Origin of the sequence: Palaeococcus pacificus DY20341, from assembly GCF_000725425.1 — an archaeon.
Lineage (GTDB): Archaea > Methanobacteriota_B > Thermococci > Thermococcales > Thermococcaceae > Palaeococcus > Palaeococcus pacificus.
The window spans coordinates 151,998-175,031 of record NZ_CP006019.1 but is presented as its reverse complement, the minus strand read 5'-3'; the positions used below and the strand labels follow the sequence as shown (position 1 = coordinate 175,031).

At 42.5% G+C, this 23,034-nt stretch carries 22 protein-coding genes; 9 read left to right on the top strand and 13 right to left on the bottom strand.

Translation table 11 applies throughout. The features are described 5' to 3' along the window. Nucleotides 1-30: 30 nt before the first annotated feature. The 3 genes from PAP_RS00930 to PAP_RS00920 are packed head-to-tail and all read right to left on the bottom strand — an operon-like array spanning nt 31 to nt 3,771. On the bottom strand, nt 31-1,254 hold the full coding sequence (locus PAP_RS00930; RefSeq protein ID WP_048164151.1) for an ABC transporter permease: 1,224 nt from the start codon (nt 1,252-1,254) through the stop codon (nt 31-33). Further along, nucleotides 1,247-3,067, bottom strand: a complete 1,821-nt coding sequence (locus PAP_RS00925) for a COG1361 S-layer family protein (protein WP_048164150.1) — start codon at nt 3,065-3,067, stop codon at nt 1,247-1,249. The genes PAP_RS00930 and PAP_RS00925 overlap by 8 nt, the downstream gene beginning before the upstream one ends. Next, on the bottom strand, nt 3,064-3,771 hold the full coding sequence (locus PAP_RS00920) for an ABC transporter ATP-binding protein (protein WP_048165887.1): 708 nt from the start codon (nt 3,769-3,771) through the stop codon (nt 3,064-3,066). Before PAP_RS00920 ends, PAP_RS00925 begins: the two co-directional genes overlap by 4 nt. An 85-nt stretch (nt 3,772-3,856) precedes the next feature. On the opposite strand from PAP_RS00920, the gene PAP_RS00915 reads away from it, so the two are divergent. Continuing rightward, nucleotides 3,857-4,699 (top strand): universal stress protein, encoded by an 843-nt coding sequence (locus PAP_RS00915; RefSeq protein WP_048164149.1) that lies wholly within the window; start codon nt 3,857-3,859, stop codon nt 4,697-4,699. 154 nt (nt 4,700-4,853) lie between these two features. Here the strand turns inward: PAP_RS00915 and PAP_RS00910 are convergent, their stop codons facing one another. Then, entirely contained in the window at nt 4,854-6,572 is a 1,719-nt protein-coding gene (locus tag PAP_RS00910; RefSeq protein WP_048164147.1) for a metallophosphoesterase family protein, read from the bottom strand. 111 nt (nt 6,573-6,683) lie between these two features. Here PAP_RS00910 and PAP_RS00905 point away from each other — a divergent pair, with 111 nt between their 5' ends. From PAP_RS00905 to PAP_RS00890, 4 genes are all read left to right on the top strand, one after another. After that, entirely contained in the window at nt 6,684-7,076 is a 393-nt protein-coding gene (locus tag PAP_RS00905; protein WP_048164146.1) for a cupin domain-containing protein, read from the top strand. A gap of 409 nt (nt 7,077-7,485) precedes the next feature. Next, nucleotides 7,486-8,769, top strand: a complete 1,284-nt coding sequence (locus tag PAP_RS00900) for a uracil-xanthine permease family protein (RefSeq protein WP_048165886.1) — start codon at nt 7,486-7,488, stop codon at nt 8,767-8,769. A 5-nt stretch (nt 8,770-8,774) separates the two neighbouring features. Beyond that, nucleotides 8,775-9,473, top strand: a complete 699-nt coding sequence (upp, locus tag PAP_RS00895) for a uracil phosphoribosyltransferase (protein WP_048164145.1) — start codon at nt 8,775-8,777, stop codon at nt 9,471-9,473. Between the two features lie 62 nt (nt 9,474-9,535). Then, on the top strand, nt 9,536-10,039 hold the full coding sequence (locus PAP_RS00890; protein ID WP_048164144.1) for an Lrp/AsnC family transcriptional regulator: 504 nt from the start codon (nt 9,536-9,538) through the stop codon (nt 10,037-10,039). Here the strand turns inward: PAP_RS00890 and PAP_RS00885 are convergent. After that, nucleotides 10,036-11,112: a thiamine ABC transporter substrate-binding protein gene (locus tag PAP_RS00885; protein WP_048164143.1), complete on the bottom strand. Its 1,077-nt coding sequence runs from the start codon at nt 11,110-11,112 to the stop codon at nt 10,036-10,038. The genes PAP_RS00890 and PAP_RS00885 overlap by 4 nt on opposite strands. A 145-nt stretch (nt 11,113-11,257) precedes the next feature. On the opposite strand from PAP_RS00885, the gene PAP_RS00880 reads away from it, so the two are divergent. Both PAP_RS00880 and PAP_RS00875 read left to right on the top strand, forming a co-directional pair. Next, on the top strand, nt 11,258-11,629 hold the full coding sequence (locus PAP_RS00880) for a hypothetical protein (RefSeq protein WP_048164142.1): 372 nt from the start codon (nt 11,258-11,260) through the stop codon (nt 11,627-11,629). A 47-nt stretch (nt 11,630-11,676) separates the two neighbouring features. Continuing rightward, the gene (locus PAP_RS00875; RefSeq protein ID WP_236626997.1) at nt 11,677-12,324 is read left to right on the top strand and encodes a hypothetical protein; all 648 of its coding nucleotides are present in this window, start codon (nt 11,677-11,679) and stop codon (nt 12,322-12,324) included. Here PAP_RS00875 and PAP_RS00870 read toward each other — a convergent pair. The 4 genes from PAP_RS00870 to PAP_RS00855 form a co-directional block, all read right to left on the bottom strand. Further along, entirely contained in the window at nt 12,321-13,079 is a 759-nt protein-coding gene (locus tag PAP_RS00870; protein WP_048164139.1) for an energy-coupling factor transporter transmembrane component T family protein, read from the bottom strand. The genes PAP_RS00875 and PAP_RS00870 overlap by 4 nt on opposite strands. Further along, nucleotides 13,069-13,857 (bottom strand): energy-coupling factor ABC transporter ATP-binding protein, encoded by a 789-nt coding sequence (locus PAP_RS00865; RefSeq protein ID WP_048164138.1) that lies wholly within the window; start codon nt 13,855-13,857, stop codon nt 13,069-13,071. Before PAP_RS00865 ends, PAP_RS00870 begins: the two co-directional genes overlap by 11 nt. A 96-nt stretch (nt 13,858-13,953) precedes the next feature. Beyond that, complete coding sequence (locus tag PAP_RS00860) at nt 13,954-14,973, bottom strand: hypothetical protein (RefSeq protein ID WP_048164137.1); 1,020 nt, start codon at nt 14,971-14,973, stop codon at nt 13,954-13,956. A 223-nt stretch (nt 14,974-15,196) separates the two neighbouring features. Next, nucleotides 15,197-15,934, bottom strand: coding sequence for a biotin--[acetyl-CoA-carboxylase] ligase (locus tag PAP_RS00855; protein WP_048164136.1), 738 nt, complete (start codon nt 15,932-15,934; stop codon nt 15,197-15,199). A gap of 102 nt (nt 15,935-16,036) precedes the next feature. Between PAP_RS00855 and PAP_RS00850 the strand changes: the two genes are divergently transcribed. Next, nucleotides 16,037-16,549: a biotin transporter BioY gene (locus tag PAP_RS00850; protein WP_048164134.1), complete on the top strand. Its 513-nt coding sequence runs from the start codon at nt 16,037-16,039 to the stop codon at nt 16,547-16,549. Between the two features lie 9 nt (nt 16,550-16,558). Here the strand turns inward: PAP_RS00850 and mobA are convergent, their stop codons facing one another. Beyond that, entirely contained in the window at nt 16,559-17,149 is a 591-nt protein-coding gene (mobA, locus tag PAP_RS00845; RefSeq protein ID WP_048164133.1) for a molybdenum cofactor guanylyltransferase, read from the bottom strand. Between the two features lie 116 nt (nt 17,150-17,265). Between mobA and ppcA the strand changes: the two genes are divergently transcribed. After that, nucleotides 17,266-18,696, top strand: coding sequence for a phosphoenolpyruvate carboxylase (ppcA, locus tag PAP_RS00840; protein ID WP_048164131.1), 1,431 nt, complete (start codon nt 17,266-17,268; stop codon nt 18,694-18,696). 115 nt (nt 18,697-18,811) lie between these two features. On the opposite strand, the gene PAP_RS00835 is transcribed toward ppcA, so the two are convergent. The 3 genes from PAP_RS00835 to PAP_RS00825 form a co-directional block, all read right to left on the bottom strand. After that, nucleotides 18,812-20,308 carry an HD domain-containing protein gene (locus PAP_RS00835; protein ID WP_048164129.1) on the bottom strand — a complete coding sequence of 499 codons (1,497 nt, stop codon included), beginning with the start codon at nt 20,306-20,308 and terminating at the stop codon, nt 18,812-18,814. 40 nt (nt 20,309-20,348) lie between these two features. Next, on the bottom strand, nt 20,349-20,828 hold the full coding sequence (locus tag PAP_RS00830) for a hypothetical protein (RefSeq protein ID WP_048164127.1): 480 nt from the start codon (nt 20,826-20,828) through the stop codon (nt 20,349-20,351). A gap of 128 nt (nt 20,829-20,956) precedes the next feature. After that, nucleotides 20,957-22,870, bottom strand: a complete 1,914-nt coding sequence (locus PAP_RS00825) for a S9 family peptidase (protein WP_048164126.1) — start codon at nt 22,868-22,870, stop codon at nt 20,957-20,959. Between the last annotated feature and the right edge of the window lie 164 nt (nt 22,871-23,034).

Sequence of the window (23,034 nt, the reverse complement as noted above, 5' to 3'; positions counted from 1 at the left end):
TTGTTTTCCGACTTTTAAACTCTTTTAGCCCTACTCTATATACCTCAAAGCTTCCACTGGGCTTAAATCTGCCGCTTTCTTAGCGGGATAGACGCTTGAGAGAAGCCCAATTCCAAAGGTCACTGCCATGGCAAACAAAATCACGTTTAAGTCTATTATAGGAGAAGGGAGAAGCTGGCCCCTCTGCTCAAACACCCAAACCACTAAATTTGCTGCGCCAATTCCAAAGGCAAACCCCAAAATTCCTCCCACCGTGGTCAGGATGAGGCCTTCAATGAGTATCATCTTCAGGATAAAGCTCTTCCTAGCACCTATTGCCCTGTAAGTACCAATTTCCCTCGTTCTTTCCATGACAGAGGTTAAAAGGGTGTTCATAACTCCCAAAGCCCCAACAAAGAGAGCTATACTTCCAATGCCAATCAAAAGGTTGTGCATTATTTTTTGAATGTAAAGAACCATTTCAACGCTCTGCTTTGCCGAGATTACGGTTACTCCTCCTATCTCCTTCTCAATTTCCTTCCTAACCTCATCAACAAAGTATATGTCATCAACGTAGACTTCAACCATGCTCACCTTCCCTTCGTCACCAAAGATTTCTTGGGCTGTATCGAGGGGAATAGCAACCATCATGTCCACAAATCCCGCTAAAAAGGACTGTCCGCTCTCTTTAAAGTTGCCGACCACCTTGAACTCCCACACATTCCCCTCATCATCATAGAGATATATCTTTTCGCCGGGCCTTATGTCCCAGTTTACAACTTTTCCATTCGCACCAATGAACTTTCCATGAGCAATTAAATATCCTAAAACCGCTTTGTAGTGGTCTTCCTTCTTAAGAAAAACTCCCCTCTCCATTTGGAAGCCTACTAACTCATAATACTTCGCAGCCCTCTTTGGGTCAACCCCCATTATTGAGGTCTCTGCTATGTAATCCTCATAGTGGAAGCTCGATATCTTATAGAGGATAGGATTTACAGCTTTAACATGATTTATTTTCTCAATCTTATGGACTATACTCTCGTCCATTGAGCTCGTTGCCACTTTTATTATCGAAAGACCCGCGCCGGGAATTACCATTAAAACGTTGCTCGTCCTCTCGAGCTCTCCCTGAACAGCCTCTTTCGAACCTTCGGTTATAGATACTAGAGCCGTTATCGAGCCAACAGCAATAATAATGCCTAACATGGTGAAGAAAGTCCTCACTTTGCGCCTCGTTAAGTTCCTGACAGCGATTTTAAGGAGTTCATCAATCACTTCCTCTCCTCCATAAGAGGATTATTACAAATAACATCAGCGCCCCTCCAAGCACATACTCCCAAAGAGGCCTTGTTTTCTGCTCTATCAAGTTTTCGGGAATTCTTAAGGTTAAGTCCTCCTCAAAGCTCTTCTCTTGTCCCTTTTCGTCTTTATAGTAGACCTTTGCATGAATCCTGTATTCTCCCCTAGGAAGAGTTGAGTTCAAAATTTGATAAGTCACACTGTCGTAGTCCCTTCCGCTTATGCTGCCCACATAGCGCTGTCCAACTGGGAAGAGCTCTAAATCGTTAGAGCTAACCTCTAAAACAACACTCCTCGCAATATCTTTTCCTTCATTGACGACATAAACCTCAAAGTTGTACTTCCCACCGCTCTCCCATACGTTGCCTATGTACGTCGTTAAGAGGGGATAAGCTCCCACTTCAACCCCAAAAGTCATTTCTTCCTTATATGCTATGCCGTTTTCGTCTTCATAACTTATCACAACATAGAGGGGATAAATTCCTCTTGAAACGTCCTCAATCTTAAAATAAACCACTCCTTCTGATGTGTTGCTTATCTCATTGAAGTAGAGAGTGCTCTGCTTTTCTACGGGATAGATTTTTGGTGCCTCGGATGGCATTGGTTGGCCATAGGAACCAAAAGTTGATGGCTGCTCTTCACCGGGCTTCTCCACCAAGACATCAATCTTAACATGCTTTGCAGGCGCATTTCCAATATTTTTAAGCTTCATTTGAACTGTAAAGTTCGAGTCGGGATAAACTACACTTGGAATTACTTTAAACTCATCCAAAACTATCTTTGGCCTAATTCTATCAACTACCGGGATTCCTACTTGAATCTCTGTGCTCTTCTCGGCCCCTTCCTCATCCTTATACTCCAAGCGTATATAGAGGGGATATACATCCTCCCTAAGGTTCTTCGAGGAGATTAGGCTAAAGCTAAGACTAGCTGTTTTTCCGGGGACTAGGACTTCAACATATTTTATTGGACTTCCCTTGTACGCTGCAAAGGGGAGAGAAGATGTGACTTCCGGTAGAACAACCGTGGGTAAAAGCGTTTGCTGTCTTTGAGCCTCAACATTTACATTTTCTGTTGAGTACAGGTAGACACTTATAAATCGGGCCTCCTTATCTCCCACATTTTTTAAGGTTAAGTTTAAGGTAAACGGAGAGCCAATCTCAACTTCATCAAAGCTGACCTCTTCGATACTTATCTCAGCTCCTTTAACTATAGAAAATCTCACATATTTAGGAGCCTTTAGGCGTATAGTTGCACTCTTGTTCGCTATTTCGTCTATGCTTATCTGCAGCTCATGCCAATAGTAATTCCCAACGTTAAGATAGCGATAGTCAATTTCATCTCCCTTTAAATATCTCGCTAGAAGAGTTTCATTCTCTATTTCAACAATGCTGAATGAAATAGGGCCGTATCTAAAAATGTTCCTCTCATAAGCCTTCCCATAATATATATCCACGGGTTTAGAATATATCCTAATGACAGCCCTCGGGTTGTCTTCCAAAGTTGTGTATATCAGTTCCACCTTCACATCTTTGTATTCAAAGCTCTCCCCATCTCTCAAAGAGAATTCTTTTTCCTCAAAGACTGAATTATCCCTAATTTTAAAGAGAACTCTCTCATTTACGGCATTTGGATTTAAAACATCAATAAAGGTCAAAGTGTAGTTTCCAAAGGTTAAATTATCCCCTATCCCCAGATAGCCCTGAAAAGATGTCATATACTCTTCATTCCCCAGGGAAAATGAGGGAATCACTAAGAGCACAATTAAAATAAAGGCAAGCTTTCTCATGTTCCCACCTCAAACGTCTCCACTTCTTTAAGGAGACCATCTCTTATTTGAAAAATTCTATCTGCGTTGTCTGCCACTTCCGGATCATGCGTTACTACAACAAATGTTGTTCCTTTCTCCTTATTTATCTTTCTCAACAGCTGAATAATTTCTTCAGAAGTCTTTGTGTCCAAGTTCCCCGTTGGTTCATCAGCCAAAACTATGCTGGGGTTATTAGCTAAGGCTCTCGCTATTGCCACACGTTGCTGCTGACCACCGCTCATCTCTGTTGGCTTGTGATGAGCAAATTTCTCAAGCCCAACGGCCTTTAAGAGATCTTTAGCCCGTTTAATCCTCTTCTTCCTTGAAACCCCCGCTAATACCATAGGAAGCTCAACGTTTTCCAAAGCAGTTAAGATTGGCATTAAATTATAATATTGAAAGATGAAGCCGATTTTTCTAAGCCGTATCTCAGAAAGCTGGTTATCCCTCAAATTGCTTACATCTAAGCCATCTATGAATATCTTTCCTCCAGTAGGCCTATCTAACAGGCCAAGCATATTTAGGAGCGTTGTCTTACCGCTTCCGCTGGGGCCTATTATTGCTACAAACTCCCCCTCATATATTTTCAGGTCTATCCCTCTAAGAGCAGGCACGACTATCTTCCTTCCAATATAGTAGTTTTTGACTAAGTTTTGAGTTTCTAGAACAACTTTCCGCTCCATCATAATTAATGTTCTTTCTCATTTCTTAAATGTTTTCTGAAAAAGTTAAATAGGAAAAAAGCTTATCTTGTATTGAGGTGGGAAAGTGTTTGAGAAGATTTTATTCCCAACGGATTTTTCTGAGGTTTCTCTCCATGCTTTGAGGAGCTGTATCCCCTTGCTCTTCAAAATAGGAGCAAAGAAGCTTTATTTAATCCACGTGGTTGATATAACCGCTACTGATATTGAAGCCCTAGAGCTTATGAAGATTGACGAAGAGCATCTCAAAAAACTGGCTAATGAATTGAAGGAAAAAGGAATAGATGTCGAAAATGTTGTAAAGCTTGGCATACCATCCCTTGAAATAGCAGAAATAGCAAAAGAAAAAGATGTTGATTTAGTTGTGACTCCATCAAAGGGAGAAAATATATTGAGGCAGATGCTCCTCGGAAGCACGGCTTCTAACCTCGTTAGAACCACAAAAAAACCAGTCCTTCTGATAAAATACGAGTGGGATGAGGAGAAAAAAGAGATTACGTGCACCTGTGACTGTTCAAAAATATTCAAAAGACCTCTCATAGCCCTTGACTTCTCAAAGTGCTCTATAAAGATAATGGAAGCCATCAAAAAGTTCGAGGAGCTGGTAGAGGAGGGCATTTTGCTTCACACGGTTGATTATGGAAAAATGGAGGAACTAGAGGAAAATGCTCAGAGAGCAAAGGAAAGACTCGAAAAATATGCAAGAATCGTGAAGTTCCCTGTTGAAAAAGAAGTGAGCTTTGGTGTAGCTTCACAGAGCATAATTGGATTAAGTCTAACCAAAGAAGCTTCAATAATAGTCATAGGCAAAAAAGGAAGGAGTATCCTAAAGGACTTGCTCTTAGGAAGTACAGCAGAAAGGGTTGTTAGAGATTCAAAGACGCCCGTTTTGTTGGTGCCATGCGAATGACCTCAGACTGGAGCGACTTCTTCATCAATTTCAGTAGCTACCCTGCAAAGTCATCACCGGTCAAACTCATTTAAGCTGACCCACTTTTAAACTTTCCTTATTTTCCACATAGCAAAAACCCTCAGACAAACTTAAAAAGGATAAAAGAGAGTAGTTACTCCACTTTCACAGGCTCAATGATTATCCCACTGGTTACGTTTACTCTAACATAGTGGTAGAAGCCGCCTTCGTCAGGTTTTGCATATATGGGTGCGCCTCCACCTCCTGCCACAACGAACTCCACACCGTCCTTTTCACCATACCAGTACATGTGTATGTGACCAAAGAACCCAAAGGCATTATACTTTCTCATGAGCTCCATGAGCTTTTCTCCATCCGTGCTTTTCATTGCGTGGCTCTCGCCGGGCCTCGGGTCAACGGGGGGTGCGTGCATAATGATTATAGGCATTTTACCTGTTTCGTTTGCCTTCTGGAGCTCGCCCTCAAGCCAGCTCCACTGGGAGCTCGAGAGTGAGTAGCCTCTCTCAACGTTGTTCATAAATATGAAGTAGTAGTTTCCAAGGGCAAAGGAATAGTCTGTTGGACCGAAGAGCTTTTTATAAACATTTTTACCTTGTCCTTGGTACTCATGGTTCCCCACGGCAATGAAAACGGGCCTGTTGAAATCCCAAATTTTCATGAGTTCTCCCCACTCCTCAACTTTTCCTGAGAAGACTAAATCTCCCGTGTCTATGAAGAACACACCTTCGTCATTGTTCATCATGTCTTTTATCTTGAAGAAAACTTGGGGCTGCTTAGTTCCACTTCCCGGCCTGTGGTCACCAAAGACTAGGAACGTGTAGTTCTCTAAATCTTTTGCTCTAATTTCAAAATGCTCTTCATTGGTAGTGAATTTGACCCATGTGTCTCCAGCTTCTGCCCCCTCAGGGAGCTCCATTATCTTGGGGTTGATGTTTTCTATGACGTATGTGAGCGTTTCACCTTTTGGAGTCTCTATATTCACTTTAACATCAAAGCTCAGTGCCCTTATGTAAACAGTGGAGCCGTTTACGCTCCTTATGAATCCGCCACTCACAGTAACGTTCTCACCCTTTACAATGCGCCAGTTGAATATGAAAGGCTCATCAAAGGCAAAGTCCTTCACAATCCAGTATTCATCCTCATCTGGGATTCCATCCCAATCGTTGTCCCCTATTTCTTTGACGATAACTCCCTCAAAATCAGTTTTCTTTGTAACAAAGCTTGGATTTACCTTTTTCTTTCCTTCCTTGATATCCATAGCGTATTTCAAAGCCGCTCCAATTCCAGCTTTTCCATTCCCTGTAAAGATAAGCCTATCATTCCCGTCTTCTTTGTAAGCTATAATCATTCCTATGTCTTCTCCAATGAACTTGTAGCCAACTTTGTATGCGATGTAGCCAAAGTAACTGTTGATGGTGATAAGCATGGGCTTACCCCTCAAGAGCGCCCTGGCCTCTCCGGGGCTCAAAATGGCTACACCTCCGCTGAACTCATGAGAAGGCCTTATCTCGGCGTTTGGGAAGTAGTGTTTAGCTAAATCGACCAAATCAGCGCTGACATAAATTGTACCTGTGTCAAAAAGCTCATCCCAATTCCCTACTATCTCTCCCCTCTTGGCCTTTTTGAAGTCGATAGGGGCGTAGGTTTTAGTTGGTGTTGTTGTCATGGTTGTAATTGTTGTAGTTGGCGTTGAAGTGGTCGAAGTAGTAATTTCGGTTGTGCTGGTTGATGTTTGGGAAGTTGGGGTCGTAGATTCCTCTGTTGAGGTAGGAGTTGTCTCTTGGGTTTGGCTCACACATCCCGCTGAAAGGAGAATCAACCCAATTAAAAGGAGCGCAAGAATCTTCCTCATTTGGTTCACCTAAAAGTAGTATTGTCCAACATTCTTAAAGAGCTTTTGGAATAGAAAGCAATTGAAGATACATTTAAAAATTTCTTCAACCTAAATGGTACGGTGATGAAAGTGTACGTAAACCACTACTTGGATGTTGAAGAAAAGGAAGTTATAATGGAAGGTGCTAAGGACGTCACAATAAGATGGCTTGTAACACCAAAATTTGGGGCAGAAAACTTCGCTATGCGCTATTTTGTGGTTAAAAAAGGCGGTCACACTCCACTACACACTCACAACTACGAGCACGAGATATTCGTTGTTAAGGGCGAAGGCTACTTAACGGACGGAAAGAGAAAGATCAAGCTCGTACAGGGAAGCTTTGCATATGTTAAACCAAATGAGCTCCACCAATTCGTTAACGAAGACGCAGAGACTTTCGAATTCCTGTGCTTAATCCCAAACAAAAAATACAACATACCCGAAGAGGAGAGAGGAGCCTCAGACGAAGGGCACACCTGCTGATGCTTTGCTTCTTTTTAATTTCGTTTCATACTTCTGCTGGGAGCGTTATTCTGCTTTCTTCCTAGCATCTTTCGGCCTCCCTTTTACCCTTTTACTGCAAGATGTCAGAATAGAGGTTAACGTAAGGGGCACGAAGGAACGCTGAAAACTAACAGAAAAATGCCCCTCCACTGGGAGCATTGTTCTGTTTTCTTTCTGTCATCATTCAGAGCTCTCCAAGTTCCCCTCTCACCTCACACTCTCTCAGAACAATAGGAAATAACTGGAAATATGTATTCAGAGTACCCTGAAAGAACGCTGAATATGGAGGTAACTTAGGGGGCACGAGAGATGTCAGAAAAATAACAGAACCGTGCCCCCAGATGGAAAGGTTTTTAAACCAAAGTTGACACAGCTTGAGCGGGCTTTAATGAGCAATGGAATGAGAGTTGGAATCGAAGAGAAGGTTGAAATTAAAAAAGCTGTTCTTTTAGGACTTCAACACGTTTTAGCAATGTTTGGAGCAACAGTAACAGTGCCTCTCGTTGTTGGAACTGCGATAGGACTTCAAATGCACGAGATAGCGCTTTTAATACAAGTGGTGCTTTTAGCGATGGGCATTGCGACGCTCCTGCAGACTACAATAGGCTCCCGCTATCCTATAGTCCAAGGTTCGAGCTTTGCATTCATTCCCGGTCTGATAAGCATAGGCTCAAGCTTGGGGTTAGCAGCGGTAGAAGGGGCGCTAATAGTTGGCGGAATTATTGAGGCACTAATCGGCGGGCTTGGGATAATTGGGAAGGTTAAAAAGCTCTTTTCGCCGCTAGTTACTGGGGTTACAATAATGCTCATCGGATTCAGCCTAGCACATGTGGCTGTGAAATACACGTTCAACTTCTTCGCCGACCCAAGCGGGGCCAGCATTCCAAAAGCAACGCTAATAGCACTGATAACCTTTGCAACAACAATATACGTGGCTTTAAAAGGAAAAGGGACTTTAAGGGCAATGCCTGTCGTGGTCGGAGCGTTTGTGGGTTATGTAGTAAGCTTGGCACTTGGAATGGCAGATCTAAGCTTGGTTAAGGAGTTACCTCTTTTCAACTTACCCAAGCCATTGCCATGGGGAAGACCTGTCTTCGACGCAACTGCCGTGGTGACACTCCTCTTCGCATTTATAGTGAGCATTATTGAGAGCGTTGGTGATTATCACGCGATTTCAGCGATAAGCGAAGCCCCAATAACAAACCAAAATATCAACAGGGGAATCTTTAGCGAGGGGCTTTCATGTTCGATAGCCGGCCTTTTAGGGGCATGCGGCACAACGAGCTACTCCGAGAACATTGGACTGGTAGCACTCACAAAAGTAGCCAGCAGGCAGGTGGTTCAAATAGGCGGGATAGTTTTGGTGCTCTTTTCATTAATTCCAAAGTTTTCAGGGGTGTTAGCATCCATACCCGCACCGGTTTTAGGTGGGCTCACGATAGCCTTATATGGTATGATAAGCCTCACAGGGCTTAGGCTAATAAAGGATAAGGTAGAACTAAACGACAGAAACACTTTAATAATCGCAAGCGCTCTAATCCTCGGTCTGGGAGCACCTCAGCTGCCGCCAGAGTTTTTGGCGCAATTCCCCAAAATAGTGGGAAGCATTTTGGAATCTGGAATGGCGGTTGGGGCATTAACGGCTATAATCCTGGATCAAGTTTTGAGGTGAGGGAGATGATGGAAGATAAGAGGTGGAAAGGTGTTTACTCCTTTGAGGATTCGCCATTTATTATGGAAGTCTTGACAGAGCTCAGGGATAAAGAGACGGACAGCATATCATTTAGGAAAGGCCTAGTGAAGCTTGGAAGATACATGGGTTATGAGCTCACGAAAACTATGGAAGTTGAAAAGATTAAGGTCGAGACTCCACTAGAAGAAACTGAGGGTGTCGTAGTTAAAGACAGGAGAAACGTGGTAATAATAACGGTTTTGAGGGCAGCTATTCCTTTAATGGAAGGTCTCATAAAAGTGCTCGAGCATGCGCGCGTAGGAATAATCTCTGCCTCAAGAGGAAAAGCTCCGAAGTTCGAGATCGAGATGAACTACGTTAAAGTCCCACAAGTAAAGCCAGAAGACACCGTTATAATCACGGATCCAATGATAGCCACAGGCTCAACGTTGATCAAAGTCATTGAAGAGGTCAAGAAGTACGGAAGTCCAAAGAGGCTCATAGTGCTTGGAGTCCTGGCTGCTCCAGAAGGTATCTCAAGGATTAAGGAAGCTCATCCCGAAGTGGAGATATTCGTTACAAAAATCGATAGAGAGCTCAATGAAAAGGGATACATCCTTCCAGGGCTCGGGGATGCCGGAGACAGGGCTTTTGGAGCACCAATAAAGGTTTCAACGCTCCCACAGATGCACACTCTTGAGTGATTCTTTTTATTTTTTATAGCGAAGGATTTATTAGAGTTTAAAGCTCATCTTTTTTGAAGGATATGCCGGGGATAGACGAAATCGACGAGGCAATTTTGAAGGAGCTAAGAAAAAACGGTAGAGCTACTTTAACCGAGCTAGGGCAAAAGCTAGGGCTAACCCCCGCAAGCATCAAAAATAGGATGGAAAAACTGAAGAAGCTTGGAGCTATAAAAGGCTACACTGCAATAGTTGATCCGACGTTTTTGGATGAGTTTGTTCAAGCGATTATAGAGGTTGAAGTAACGAGCGAAGCCAATTTGGACAAGGCATTGGTTTCGTTAAGCATGAAAGACAACGTTTTAAGCGTCTACAGGAAGACGGGAGAATACCAAATCCTCATAAGAGCCAACTTCAAGAGCATGAAAGAGCTCAAGAACTTCATCAACATGCTGGCCTACAACGTTTTTAGGGCTAACATGCGGCGCTATAGAGTTTCCATAGTCCTGGATCAAATCAAAGATAGCGGTGTAATGGTCAAAAGAGTTCCAATGAAAGAAGAAAGAAGATATAGGAGAAGACGCTAACCCCTGCTATTAATTATCTCCTCGGCGCTCTTGCCTTCCACCATCAAAGCGGTCCACTCTTTTATCCACCTGTCAAAGTTCTCCGCTATGTACTTTGGATCGGGGTTGGCACTCTTCTCAGGCTTTGTGGCATACTCAAAGACCTCAGGAAGCTTAACGTTTGGATTAGCGGGATACATCCACTGGTTGGTTGGAATTGCGCTTTGGAACTCCTCCGTAAGCATAAATTCGATGAACTTCTTCGCGAGCTCTTTGTGCTTTGCACCCTTAATTATTCCCGCACCCTCAATCTGCATGTAGTTGCCTTCTGAGAAAGCTAAAGCTCCAAACATGGTCTTGTTCTCATAGTAAACTGCCGCCGCTGGGCTTGTTGCATAGCTCAACACGAGTGGGAATTCTCCAGCTGTAAAGGCATTCCATGCCTCTGTCCATCCCTTAACAATCTGCACATCGTTTTGCTTAAGCTTCTCCCAATAGTAGAGATACCCATCGTCACCGTAAACGGCAATTGTCCAAAGAAGGAACGCCGCTCCTGGAGAAGAAGTTCTTGGGTCCTCTATAACGAGCTTCCCTTTCCACTCGGGCTTTGTTAAGTCCTCAAGGCTCTGCGGTGGGTTTTGAACCATGTCCTTGCGGTAGTTTATGGCTATGTAGCCGTAATCATAGGGAATCAGGTGATATGTTGGGTCAAATAAAAGCTCCTTTGGAACTAAATCGATGTTGCTCGGTTTGTATGGCTCTAAGATGTCAGCGTCTATTGCTTTGGCTAAAAGGCTGTTGTCAATACCAACAACCACATCAGCCTGTGGGTTGTCCTTCTCCAAGATTAAACGGTTTAAAACTTCTCCGGCATCGCCTATCAAAACGAGCTCGACTTTAACGCCGTACTTCTCTTCGAACTTGGGTATGACTTCTTTTGCCAGGTACTCAAAGCTGTCGTAGGAATAAACGACAAGCTCGTTTTCTTCAGCCAAAGTTGATGTTTGTGTTGGAGTTTGCTCCTTTTGAGATATGCAGCCCAAAGCAGGAACTACAAGGAGCATTAAAGCCAACAATAATGGTAACTTTTTCATGCTCTCACCTCATAACTAATTTTTAAAGTTCCAAAATTAAGTTCTACGCTGGCTTTTAAAAGTTTACTGGACAGAGCTGACCCAAAGAAGGACAACATCAAAAAATATAAGTAGTTTCTAAGTAAAAAAGAATAGGGGTGATGCTATGCCACCTGAGCCCTTTGGCATGTTTGCCGCATTTGGGGCCATGGCAATTGTGATGTTTTTAGTGATGATAGCAGTAGATGCAGTGTTTCTTTGGCTCGGCGCAAGGTTCGCAAAAATTGAAGACGCGACCTTTGGGAAGGCTTTCATCGCAACGTTAGGAGGCTTAATTATATCCGCCATATTGGGAAGCATAATTCCCATCATAGGCGGAATACTTGGCTTAGCAGCATACCTATGGATCGTCAAAACGGTGTTCAACACGGATTGGGGAAAAGCAGTGATAGCATGGCTCTTCGCAATAGTGATAGCAATAGTCCTGATGGTGATCATTGGGATTATCGTGGGAATCTCCGTAATGGCTGCCCCTTGAACTTTTCTTTTTTCGTAAATTATAAATATCAAAATGGTTAAGTTTAGATGATGCGTATGTTCTTTAAACCAGTCCCCAAAGAGGAAGTTAAAATCGGATTGGTAGATGAGCTCTCCCCCTTAGTCGGTGAGCTAGAAAGCGGGAGTTTAGCCGCTGTAATAACGACAGACCTATTTTCTCAAGCCATAATTCAATATTCATCCATCTCAAACGCCCTTTCTCTAGAAAAGCCTGCTTATTATTTGGAGCCGACGAATGGATTTTCCCTCGAGCTTTTGAATAAATTTGGGGGAAAAGGAGACGTTCTTTTGGGTAAAATCTACACATTAGATGAGCTCTTGGATGCGTTTGAAGTCGTTGAAGATGAATCCTTTGTCTTTGTGTCAAATTTTGGAGTTTTGGAAGGCTTAGAAAAGGAAAAGCTTATTGACCTGAGAAAGCTTGTGGATAGGAAAGGGCTCTACGCGGTAATATCGCACAGCACTTTGGAGATAAACGAACTCAACTTAAATGCCGAGTTTAAGCACTTATTTTTGGTTCCAGAAATTTTTGAGTATTTGCTTGTCCTGAGAACTTCATCCTACCGTGGACACCACCGCCTAAACGTGAGTGTTCTAAAAGCTCCTCCTCTCTTCATAAAGAACCTCGGAGAGCACAGCATACCGATAGATAAGAAGGCGAAGCTCATCCTCTAATAAATTTTAATGTAGCCTATACCAAACTTATACCTAAAAATTACAGCCACCGCGAAGAGTAGGAGCACTAAGAGCAGTGCGATATAGTCCTTCTTTCCCATGCGAATCTCGTAGAGAAAAGTTCTCTTTTTTCCAGCCCCAAAAGCCCGGCTTTCAAGCGCTATGCTGAGCTCATGGGCAGTTTTTATAGAAGATATTATAAGCGGAACAAGAACCGGGACTGTGTTTTTAGCACGCTTTAGGAAGCTGCCCTTCTCTAGTTCCAAACCCCTCGACTTTTGGGCATCCATTATTGTCAGCGTGAGCGCGTAAAGTGTCGGGATATACCTTAGAGCTATCGTTAAAGTCAGACCAATCTCATAGGGCATTTTAAGCTTTATGAATCCCAAAATTAAATCCCTCTGCTTTGTTGTGAGCAAGAGGGAGAAAGTTATCAGTGCAAGCGAGCCGAGCCTCAGTGCATAGCCCAAGCCCACAAAAAGGCCAAAGAGAGGAGGCTTTAAAATGAAGGGCCATATTACCATCGTTATAACCATGAGGGGTGTGAGGGGCTTTAAGACCTTCCACTGCTCATTTAGGGTTATTTTGGCCAAGAATCGAAGAGAAATAACCAAGGAAAGGAATATTACAAGCAACGCAGATGGGCTGTTAAACAAGACCACTGCTACTATCCCCAAGAGGGAGGAGAATATTTTAACCCTCGGATCGAGTCTGTGCATTAGAGAATCGCGCTCAATGTACAGGTTATACATCATCGAGAACCACCCTCAAAAATTCTTCCACGTTCCTCACAAAGCCCACCTCGAGTGGCTTTGAAATTTTAAGAAGAGATGGCGTATCGAGAGAGTACTCCCTCAAAGGAAGTTCGAAGAACTCCTGAACACTTCCATCAAAAGCCTTCTCTCCGCTGTAAAGGAGGACTACACGGTCGGCAAGCTCTAAAACGAGCTCCATTTCATGGGTAATGAGCAAAATCCCATGACCCTTTTTGTAAAGGTTATTTATAATTCGTTTAACGCTCTCCGCGCTCTTTTCGTCCAATCCAGTAGTAGGCTCATCCAAAATTAAATACTTGGGCTTCATTGCCAGCATGCACGCAATAGCCACACGTTGCTTCTCACCGCCGCTGAGAGAGTATGGATGCCTCTCATCATAACCTTCTAAGTTCACTTGTTTTAGAGCCCATCTAACCCTCTTTTCAACCTCTTCCTCACTTAAGCCCAAATTTTTTGGCCCAAAAGCGACTTCATTAAAAACATTCTCCTCAAAGAACATGTTTTCAGGATTTTGAAAAACGTAACCAACTAATCGTGAAAGTTCAGCGACGCTATGCTCTTTTGTATTTTTTCCATCAACGATTACTTCACCCTTAGTTGGCTTTAAGAGACCGTTTAAATGCTTAGCTAGTGTTGTTTTTCCAGAGCCATTAGGGCCAACTAACGCCACTATTTCATTTCCCAGGGTTAGGTTTACACCCTTAAGGGCTACTTTCCTTCCTTCGTAGATATGCCAAAGGTTCCTGACCTCTATCATCGCTTTGAACTTCAAGTTTAAGCTTTAAAAAAGTGATGGAACAAAAAAGAAAAGATGCTAAGGAGCAATTCGCACTTCATAGTTTTTTGCTATTACTCATGTTCCCTCCAATATCTTAACTGCCTGTTTCAAGTGCATAACCGATTTTCTTAGAGCCATAAAGATAGTTATTCTTTGAAGGTTCGCTATTATTGGCCCATATTGCCCCGCCTGCTCATAGTATTCCTCAGCAATCATCTTATGATGCATTGCATCTTCCAGTGTCTCGTTGCTTATCCCGAGGTTTTCTGAATCCGCGTACATGGCGTTAAATTTCTCCATCGTCTTATTGTACTGCCTGTAATAGAAGAAGTTGAGCGCTATGAAGTTAACCCCTCTTTTCTCCACTGCAGGTGCGGGCTCTGGAGTGGTGTACTCTAAGTTTTCTACCAACAGCGATATGAAAAATGCCTTCCATTCTGGCCCTCTTCTCTTGACACTGTATTCTATGGTGAGGCCCGTCGCAAGAACCCTGCCCTTTCCAAAGGCATAAGCGATTGTGCTTGGCTTATTGTAGTCTGGAGTAACACTATCGCCTTGGACTGTTATGACCTCCGCTCCGGAAGGCACATTTATGAGGTAGCCGTGGCTCGCATAGGTGCTGTACAGCCATGTGGCGTTCTTCACTATATAATCATAGGCCGAATAACTCCGAACTATCTCCACCCCTCCAGGTAGAGCAGTCTTCCAACGTCCCCCATGCCATCCCCAGTTTGCTGCATGAACCTGCAGGACTTTTCCTGCTTTAATAAACTCCTCTATCTTGGCCATCTGTGGCTCCAGCTCGTCATAGAACGTTTGATCTTGGTCACTTGCAATCAATATCATATCATACGTACTTATAAGGTCTGAAGCGCTTAAAGAGCTGAACTGAGAAGAGGTCATGACCTCATAGGGCACACCCAATTCGCTTAACACTTCCTCATTGGACGTTGAACTCCATGCATCAACATTTTTAAGGATAAGGACCTTTTTGTCGGCATAACTACTCTGAGCCGAGACGAATCCAAAATTCCCTGTTCCAATAATACTAAATAAGAACAGGGAAGTTATAAAGAGACTTAAGATTTTCTTCATTTTTTAACCTCCAATTTTCGAAAAGTGCCCTAAAATAATAAACTTACAAGTAAGGGCACCATCATGGCAGCGAATATACATCTGTCATAGATGTACTCTCTGCGTCCTGATATATAGGAAATTCTAGCTTACCTTTGAGTAATGTGAAATTACTTTGATTTTTTACCTAACAGAAACAATAAACCCAGCTAAACCTGTCGGGCCCTCCTCATAGACGTTCATATCATCCCAGCCATCTCATCAGTGCATCAAACAGCGTTTTCGAAAACTTAAGGAGGCTCACTTCTTGGTTCAGTTCATTTTTAATGGACGTCGCAGCCACTCCTTTAGGGGGCGCGTTATTAACATTAACTCCGATACCCATAATGACAAAATCAACCAAATCCAGCTCACCCTCCGCCTCAACCAGTATCCCCGCGATTTTATTTTTGCCTATAAATACATCACCACGATGTACCTCCGCAGATAAGCCATACTCTTTGAGCGTCTCAGCTATTGCCTGTGAAGCGGGCTCCAAAAGTCCCCGCACTTCACTTAAGCTTATTTCAGGCCTTAAAATCACCGAAAAATATAGACCTCCTTTTTGGGACTCCCAGGAACGCTTTAACCTTCCTCTCCCATGTGTTTGCTCTTCCGCAATTATAAAAGTCCACTCTTCCTCCCCTTTTTCAGCAAGCTCTTTAGCAACGTTCATTGTGGAGTCAACCTTCAAGAAATAGTAAGCCTTAACATTTAGTTCCCATGGATAAGGTTTGTTTGGTTCTTTTAAAAGTTTATAGCCCTTTGGTGTTGATTCTATTTCATAACCAAGCCCAATAAGCTCTTTCACATGCTTCCACACAGCAACCCTCGAAATGCTTAGCTTTGATGCTATTGCATCGCCTGAAACTACTTCTCTTTCGCGGAGGGTTTTTAGGATTTCACGCTTTACTTTGCTGTCTTTTAGTGAACCTTTCAACATGTTTCTGACTCTGACTTTTAGAGGTTAAAGCTTTTCGTTAACCACAAAAATTTTAAAGTTAACCAAACACTAACAGATGTCCAAATAACTGGAGGTGCTGAAATGAGAGCAAAAGATATAGCTTACCCAGCTTTATTTGCCGCCTTAACAGCAGTTGGTGCCCAAATAAGCATTCCAATTGGAGAAGTCCCCATAACACTGCAGGTGCTCTTCATTCTGCTTAGTGGGTTAATTTTAGGCTCTCGTTTGGGATTTTTGAGCCAGATAATTTACCTCCTGATGGGTGCTATAGGACTACCAGTGTTTGCAGGCTTTAAAGGCGGCTTTGTCTACCTTTATGGGCCTACAGGGGGCTACTTAATAGCATTTCCAATAGCGGCCTTCTTGGTGGGCCTAATAAGTGAAAAGAAAGAAAACATAACGGGCTATGCAATCGCTTCGCTCGTTGGAATCTTAGCAATCTACCTCTTAGGCTGGTTCAGGCTGGGACTGTTTATGCACGACTTTGGAAAGGCCTTTAAAGTTGGTGTTGCACCGTTTATAGTCATTGACCTCCTAAAGGCAGTAATAGCGGTAGTTGTTGCAGATAGGGTGAAGAGAGCGGTAAGGATTTAACCTTTTATTTCAAATTTTTCTCAATGACTCTTCAGCAAACCTCAAATCAAAGGAGTTTCTAACTTTAAAGAAGCTCAGCGTTACCTTTGGGTTTTTGGAAGAGAGAGCTTCAATGCTCACCTTTTCGTAGTCGAGGTGCTTTGCTATGCAGCTAAGCTTTTTCTCGTTCTCAGCCAAACAGGTTTCCAGCGCTCTCTTTAAGGGCTTTACTTCATAAAAGGCATGTGTTACTTCAAGAGTTCCGTCGCGCCACGAAGGTATGAGTGCTTCGCTATCACTCTCTAAAAATAGGGTCGAGAGGTAATTCACTAAGAAGGGCATTATTAAAGGCATGTTGCCCTCCACCAAAAAGACCTCACCAGAGCTTGGAAGAGCTTTGTAGAGGGCCTCAAGCTTGTTTTTTGCTTTAACTTCAACGGGGTTCGATATGTGAAGTGAGTATCTTTTCAGCTGGCCCTTCTTAATTATTGTGAAAACATCGTCTATACGCTTTGCTTCCAAAAGCCTCCGCTCGACTATCCTTACCATCGGCTCTTCATCTACCGGCAAGAGGTAGTTTTCCCATCTCTTCTCTGGAAAGGCTAAAATAAACGCGAACATGAACTAGCATATAACAAGGAGAATTTAAAAAGCTTTTCAAAATATATTGTCATTTGTTCAAAAATTTTTCCAAAAAATTTAAATTATGCCATTTAATTTACTCTAGATTGGGACATATGATACCAAGAACAATGAGTACTCAACATCCTGACAACGTGTTTATTCCCTTCTTCGCTCAAGAACCCACCCTTGGTGGAGAGGATGAAGTAACGGAGGCATTTTATGCCTTCAGCGTCTTGGGGATAGAGGAGCAGATGTGGGACTTTGAGGGCAAAGAGGTGGACGAGTTTGTCGTCAAAAAGCTCCTCGAGAAGCACGGCTACTTTTTCAAAGAACGCAGACTTGGAAAGAGTTTTAGACTAACGCCGAGAGTACCAAATCCAAGTGTTGAAAAAACCGAAGCAAAGCTTTTGCTTGAAACTTTGGAGAGCATTCCACGTTCAGCGGATTATGCGAAGATCTTCTATGGTGAAGAGGTAATTCCGATATTTGAAGTTATTCTGCCTATGACCACATCTTCCGAGGAGATTGAGCGGGTTTATGAGCTCTACAAGCGCTACATCGCAGGAAAGCAGTACAAGAGAGTCTACGACGTGAAGATATACGAGTGGATAGGAGAGTTTTTTCCCAAAGAGATAAGCGTGATTCCTCTTTTCGAGACGAAGGAGGCCATCTTAAACGCTCACGAAATCCTCGAGGAGTACATAACGGGAAAGGACATTGAATACCAGCGCGTTTTCCTAGCGAGGAGCGATCCGGCTATGAACTACGGCCTAATAAGTGCAGTTCTTTATGACAAATATGCTCTATTTAAGCTCCAAGAGCTTGAAGAAGAGATGGGGATTGAGATATATCCTATCATTGGAGTTGGGGGAGCACCTTTTAGGGGGCACTTCACACCCGGGAACGTTAAAGGGGTTTTGGAGGAGTATAAAAGCGCCCAGACTTTCACCGTCCAGAGCTCATTTAAGTACGACAACACTCCAAAAGATGTCATAAAAGCCGTGGAAAAAATAAAATCCTCCAAGAGAGGAAAAGCTGAGGCAATAGGTGAGGAGATGTTTGAACTCCTTCCAAAATACGAGAGGGCGTATTCAGCGGAGCTCAGAGCTTTAGCGCCGCTTATAAGGGAGGTGGCAAAATACGTTCCTTCAAGGAGAAGAAGAAAGCTCCACATCGGCCTTTTTGGATACTCAAGAGAGGTTAACGGCATGGCTCTACCTAGGGCTATAAAGTTCACCGCATCGCTCTATTCAATTGGCGTTCCACCAGAGCTCTTAGGGCTGAGTGCTTTAAGTGAAAGCGAGCTTGAGAAGGTTAGCGAGTACTATAAAGGTCTTTACAGAGACCTGAGCTCTGCCCTGATGTATTTCAACCCAAGAGCGGCAGAGAAGTTCAAGTTCTTAAAACCTATCACCGATCTTCAAAAGGAGCTTGGAGTCGAACCTATGGAAGAGCACGAGGCGATAACCACGAGGATACTAAGCGGAGAGTTCGATGAGGGCTTAATCGTCGAAGCAGCGGGTTTGAGAGGGTTTTTGGGTTGATAGCCTATCACTGAGTCCATCTACCCAGAAATTAGGAATGTCTACCTGGAGCACATCGAGGAAGCGAAGTAAGTTTGGTATTGACAATGCTATCACTAAGAACAGTTTAGTAGCATTATTGCCTAGAGAACTCACTATCTAAGTGTTCCTCAATTTCTTTTTTTAGGTTTTCGTTAGTGTTTTTTGGGGCAAATATTTCCAAATAGAAACCAGGTTCGTTGTATTTATCAAGCTCTTCATTTACATCAACATCTTCATATCCTTTGAGTAGTCGGTCTATGGAAAAACCTAGATACTCAGCTAAGGGGATCTCTTTTCCCCTTCTATTTATTACTCGAATGCTTGCTTGGACATCTTTTGTGAATACTGGAGGCAATATATCTCTAGTAATTATAAAACTTAACTCGACATTTTTATTGTGTTCAATATCTTCCAATACCTTACGTATCCGGATAATTGTTTTTTTATCAATTTTAACAATCCCAAATTGCTCTAGGAGAATTTTATGGTATCTCTTGTGGAGTTCTCTTTTAAGGAACTTCTCTATCAGGGGCTTAACATTTAAGTTAAAATCTTTGGTGAAATGTCCTTCTTCTATTTCCGTTAATATTTTGAGAAACTGGTTATCCGTCCAGAATGCAAAACGTAATAATGTCTCTTCATCTTGCAGATTTGTACCACCAAATGGCAATACCAACCGTAAATTTTCCTTATCTAATATATCAAAAGAGTTTGCGAGAATCTTAATCAACAATGCATCAGTGATATTTCTCACATGATGCTTATACACATTCTTGTACATTTTATATCTTGCAAACCTTAGACTCCATGCCTCAATAGCCCCCTTTGGAGAAACTCCCAAGGTATAATCACTAGTAATACGAACATGTCTCCACAGTCTCTCTAGACCATAATTTCCATAGGTAACTCCACAGTGATAGGAATCTCTTAGCACATAGTCTCCTTTATCTACATCTATGACATTATCAATAATTGTTCTTAATATCTTTTGGATGGGAGATAGCTCACTTAAAGATATACTTTTGTTCAAAACAGCAAGTACGGTTTTGGCGACATCTTCTCGAAATCCTTCATCTTTTCCTCGGGTTCCTTTTGTATAATTCTTTAATATATGCTCAGATATCTTAAATCCAACTATCTCGTGATTGTACTCTATATCTTTTTGAGTATATTTAGTGGCATCCTCAAGTGTGTGGCTAAATGGTGCATGCCCAACATCGTGTAATAATCCCACTAATCCAGCTACTGTAACAAAGAACTTCCCCAATTTTTTAGATGGAATATGAGTCGTATTAGCATCGTCTTTGATTGCAGAGTAAATTCTCTTCTTGGAGATACCATCCTGCAGTAACGTTATTGCAGTTAGCATTGAAAGATACATTGTACCAAGGGAATGTTCAAACCTAGAATGCTGAGCTGAGGGATATACAAGCTGTTCTAGTGGAAGCTGACTTACCCATCTCAATCTTTGAAAGAGTTTATTGTCTATTACTGGTAAGAATTCAACAGGAACTTCAATAAAGCCATATATTGGGTCTCTAACTAATTTTAACCCGTCTAATAAAGAAAAATATTTAGAGATTGTGTGCACTCAGCACGCCCCCATTTGCATGTCCCTACAGACGCTTTGATTAAGATAAATCCCTAATTTCTTTCTGTAGTGTTCTTAGTTCCTGAAGTCGGTATTCAATAAGTCCATCTTTTCTAATGAGCTCGTCCCAACCAAGAGATATACTTTTTCTTTTTACTCTTTCTATATCACCTTTTGTATTCGTTAATAGAAAGTGCACCTTAGCTAACTGTGACAAGTGCGTTGTTGTTATTTTTTCGTCGTTTATAAATCTGATTAACTTATCAATTGCTTCTTTTATCTTAGCGTCATCCATTTCTTTCTCCCATATAAGAATATAAGAAGGATTATCTTCAAGATATTGAACTACCCTTTGAATTCCAGCACTATATGGACCGTAAAGATACGGAACAAACAATTCATTTCTCATCTCATTGGGGAGTGCAAAATATAAAATCTTCTGAACAAAGGTTCTTCTGTAAAGACCAGACTCTCTCAGCTTTTTAACAGTATATGCAATTACTCCTCTTAGCCCATTCATATACGTCCCCCCTAAGGAATAGACACCAGCAATTGCATCTTAGATCAACAAAATACTGCTTTAATCTATATTTTTCATCATGTGGTTATCGTATATAATCTTTTTTCATCTTACATTATTACATTAAATCATCCCTTCAACCACCTCTCCATCCACCCTGCTATGAGCTCCAACCTCTTAACCCTGTGCTTTGGCTTTCCGCTCCTCGAGAGATCATGGTTTTCACCCGGGAACAACGCGAGCTCAACTTCTTTGCCTAAATATTTGAGTGCTGTGTAGAACTGCAGGGCCTCCGGGAGCCAGCAGCGGTAGTCTTCTATTGAGTGTATTATGAGTAAAGGCGTTTCAACATTTGGCGCGTATTTGAGGGGGCTCTTCTCCCAGTAGCCATCGAGATTGCTCCATGGGTCTTTTCCAATTTGGTCTGGCGCAAAGAAGTAGCCTATATCCGTCGTTCCAAAGAAGCTTACCCAATTGGAGATTGATCTCTGGGTTACTGCAGCTTTAAACCTCTTAGTATGCCCTACAATCCAGTTCGTCATGAAGCCCCCGTAAGAACCTCCGGTAACGCCGATTCTTTCTTCATCAATGAAATCAAACCTCTTCAAAGCTTCATCAACGACCTCCATCAGGTCCTGATAGTCCCTCTCGCCGTAGTGCTCCCTAATGTCGGCGAACTCCTCCCCATAGCCGTCGCTTCCCCTCGGGTTGGAGAATATTACCACAAAGCCCTTAGCCGTTAAAACATGGAATTCGTGCATGAATGAGTAGCCATAAGCGGTCTTAGGTCCTCCGTGAATCTCAAGGATAGCGGGATACTTCTTTCCTTCCTTGAAGTCAAGGGGTTTCATTATCCAAGCGTCAATTTCCACGCCATCGGAAGCTTTAACCTTGAAGTGCTCAGGTTTTGAGAGCTTATACTCTTTAATCCAACCGTTGAAGTCGCTAACTTTCCTCTCTTTCCCGTCCCTGAAAACGTAGAGCTCCGTTGGGGTCGTGGCATCTTGAGCTATGAAGACTAAATAACTACCAATGCCAAATGTCTCAACGCTCCTATCTCCACCAATAACGCGCTCAATCTTACCTTCGAGGTTTACTCTAAAGAGGTTCGCCCTCGGACCGTCGGTGGCTATGTAGTATACCCAGCCATCTTTGTATATGAGCGGATTCCTCGATTTTCCTCTAACGTCGCAGTTGAGAGAATTGTAAGCACTCCTATCGAGTTCTGCGGTGAGCTTTTTAATTTCCTTCGTCTCGGCGTTAAAGAGGTAGATGTGAGTGTTCGTTGGAATTCCCCTCTCAAGAGTGCTCATTCTTAAAATAAATGTTGTTTCGTCGAGGACTACAAAGTCAGAGATGCGCCATTTGGATTCGGTAAGCTTCTCAATTTTCCTACTCTTTAAGTCCAAAACGAAGAGGTCGCTTATCATGGGCTCCTTTTCCTTGTTCTCTTCAGCTATGAAGTAGATTTTATCTCCACTGGAGCTCCATTTGAGTGTTTGAACATTAAGCTTGCCCTTCGTTAATTTTCGCTTTCTACCACTCTCGAGGTTTACGAGAAAGATGTGGCTCCTTTTTCCGTAAATCCAGCCGATACCATTGAACCAGAAGGGAATCTCTTTGATTAAGTGAACGTCTTCATCTTTCTTCTTCCTTCTTTCAATCTCTACAGGGGCTATTACCACCAATTGCTTCCCATCAGGAGAAAATTCATAGTCACTAATGCCAAACTTAAACTTCCTTAAAAGCCTAGCTTCTCCACCCGTTGTTGGAATTAGGTAAAGCTCAGCTTCCTTGCTCTCCTTATCGCGCTTTGATGTAAAAGCTATTAGCTTTCCGTCGGGAGAGAACTTTGGATTTGAGTCCTTTGGGCCGGATGTAAAGGGCTTAACCTTTCGCCCATCATAGAGGTAGATCTTTGAAAAATAGTCGTCCTTCTCGAGACTTATCTCCGCAACTGTAAAGGCCGTCTTGTTTTTGTAAACATCCAACCCTCCAAGGAGTCTAAACTTGCCGAGGTCTTTAATGTCGAGCTTCTTCATGGTATCACCGAACCAATTCGGCTTTTTTCATATAAAAGCTTAGCGTTCAGATGAATGTTTTAATGCCATCAACAAAGGTTTAAGCAACTTGGTGCTTAAGGTCAATAGAACTAGATATGAGATTCACCTAGTTTTTGACTGGTGATAAATCGAAGACACCAAAG

Coding starts and splice junctions, on each gene's coding strand:
- PAP_RS00925 (WP_048164150.1), bottom strand. CDS start 3,067: ATGAGAAAGCTTGCCTTTATTTTAATTGTGCTCTTAGTGATTCCCTCA.
- PAP_RS00920 (WP_048165887.1), bottom strand. CDS start 3,771: ATGGAGCGGAAAGTTGTTCTAGAAACTCAAAACTTAGTCAAAAACTAC.
- PAP_RS00910 (WP_048164147.1), bottom strand. CDS start 6,572: ATGAGGAAGATTCTTGCGCTCCTTTTAATTGGGTTGATTCTCCTTTCA.
- PAP_RS00900 (WP_048165886.1), top strand. CDS start 7,486: ATGAGCAATGGAATGAGAGTTGGAATCGAAGAGAAGGTTGAAATTAAA.
- upp (WP_048164145.1), top strand. CDS start 8,775: ATGATGGAAGATAAGAGGTGGAAAGGTGTTTACTCCTTTGAGGATTCG.
- PAP_RS00890 (WP_048164144.1), top strand. CDS start 9,536: ATGCCGGGGATAGACGAAATCGACGAGGCAATTTTGAAGGAGCTAAGA.
- PAP_RS00885 (WP_048164143.1), bottom strand. CDS start 11,112: ATGAAAAAGTTACCATTATTGTTGGCTTTAATGCTCCTTGTAGTTCCT.
- PAP_RS00880 (WP_048164142.1), top strand. CDS start 11,258: ATGCCACCTGAGCCCTTTGGCATGTTTGCCGCATTTGGGGCCATGGCA.
- PAP_RS00875 (WP_236626997.1), top strand. CDS start 11,677: ATGATGCGTATGTTCTTTAAACCAGTCCCCAAAGAGGAAGTTAAAATC.
- PAP_RS00870 (WP_048164139.1), bottom strand. CDS start 13,079: ATGATGTATAACCTGTACATTGAGCGCGATTCTCTAATGCACAGACTC.
- PAP_RS00865 (WP_048164138.1), bottom strand. CDS start 13,857: ATGATAGAGGTCAGGAACCTTTGGCATATCTACGAAGGAAGGAAAGTA.
- PAP_RS00860 (WP_048164137.1), bottom strand. CDS start 14,973: ATGAAGAAAATCTTAAGTCTCTTTATAACTTCCCTGTTCTTATTTAGT.
- PAP_RS00855 (WP_048164136.1), bottom strand. CDS start 15,934: ATGTTGAAAGGTTCACTAAAAGACAGCAAAGTAAAGCGTGAAATCCTA.
- PAP_RS00850 (WP_048164134.1), top strand. CDS start 16,037: ATGAGAGCAAAAGATATAGCTTACCCAGCTTTATTTGCCGCCTTAACA.
- mobA (WP_048164133.1), bottom strand. CDS start 17,149: ATGTTCGCGTTTATTTTAGCCTTTCCAGAGAAGAGATGGGAAAACTAC.
- ppcA (WP_048164131.1), top strand. CDS start 17,266: ATGATACCAAGAACAATGAGTACTCAACATCCTGACAACGTGTTTATT.
- PAP_RS00830 (WP_048164127.1), bottom strand. CDS start 20,828: ATGAATGGGCTAAGAGGAGTAATTGCATATACTGTTAAAAAGCTGAGA.
- PAP_RS00825 (WP_048164126.1), bottom strand. CDS start 22,870: ATGAAGAAGCTCGACATTAAAGACCTCGGCAAGTTTAGACTCCTTGGA.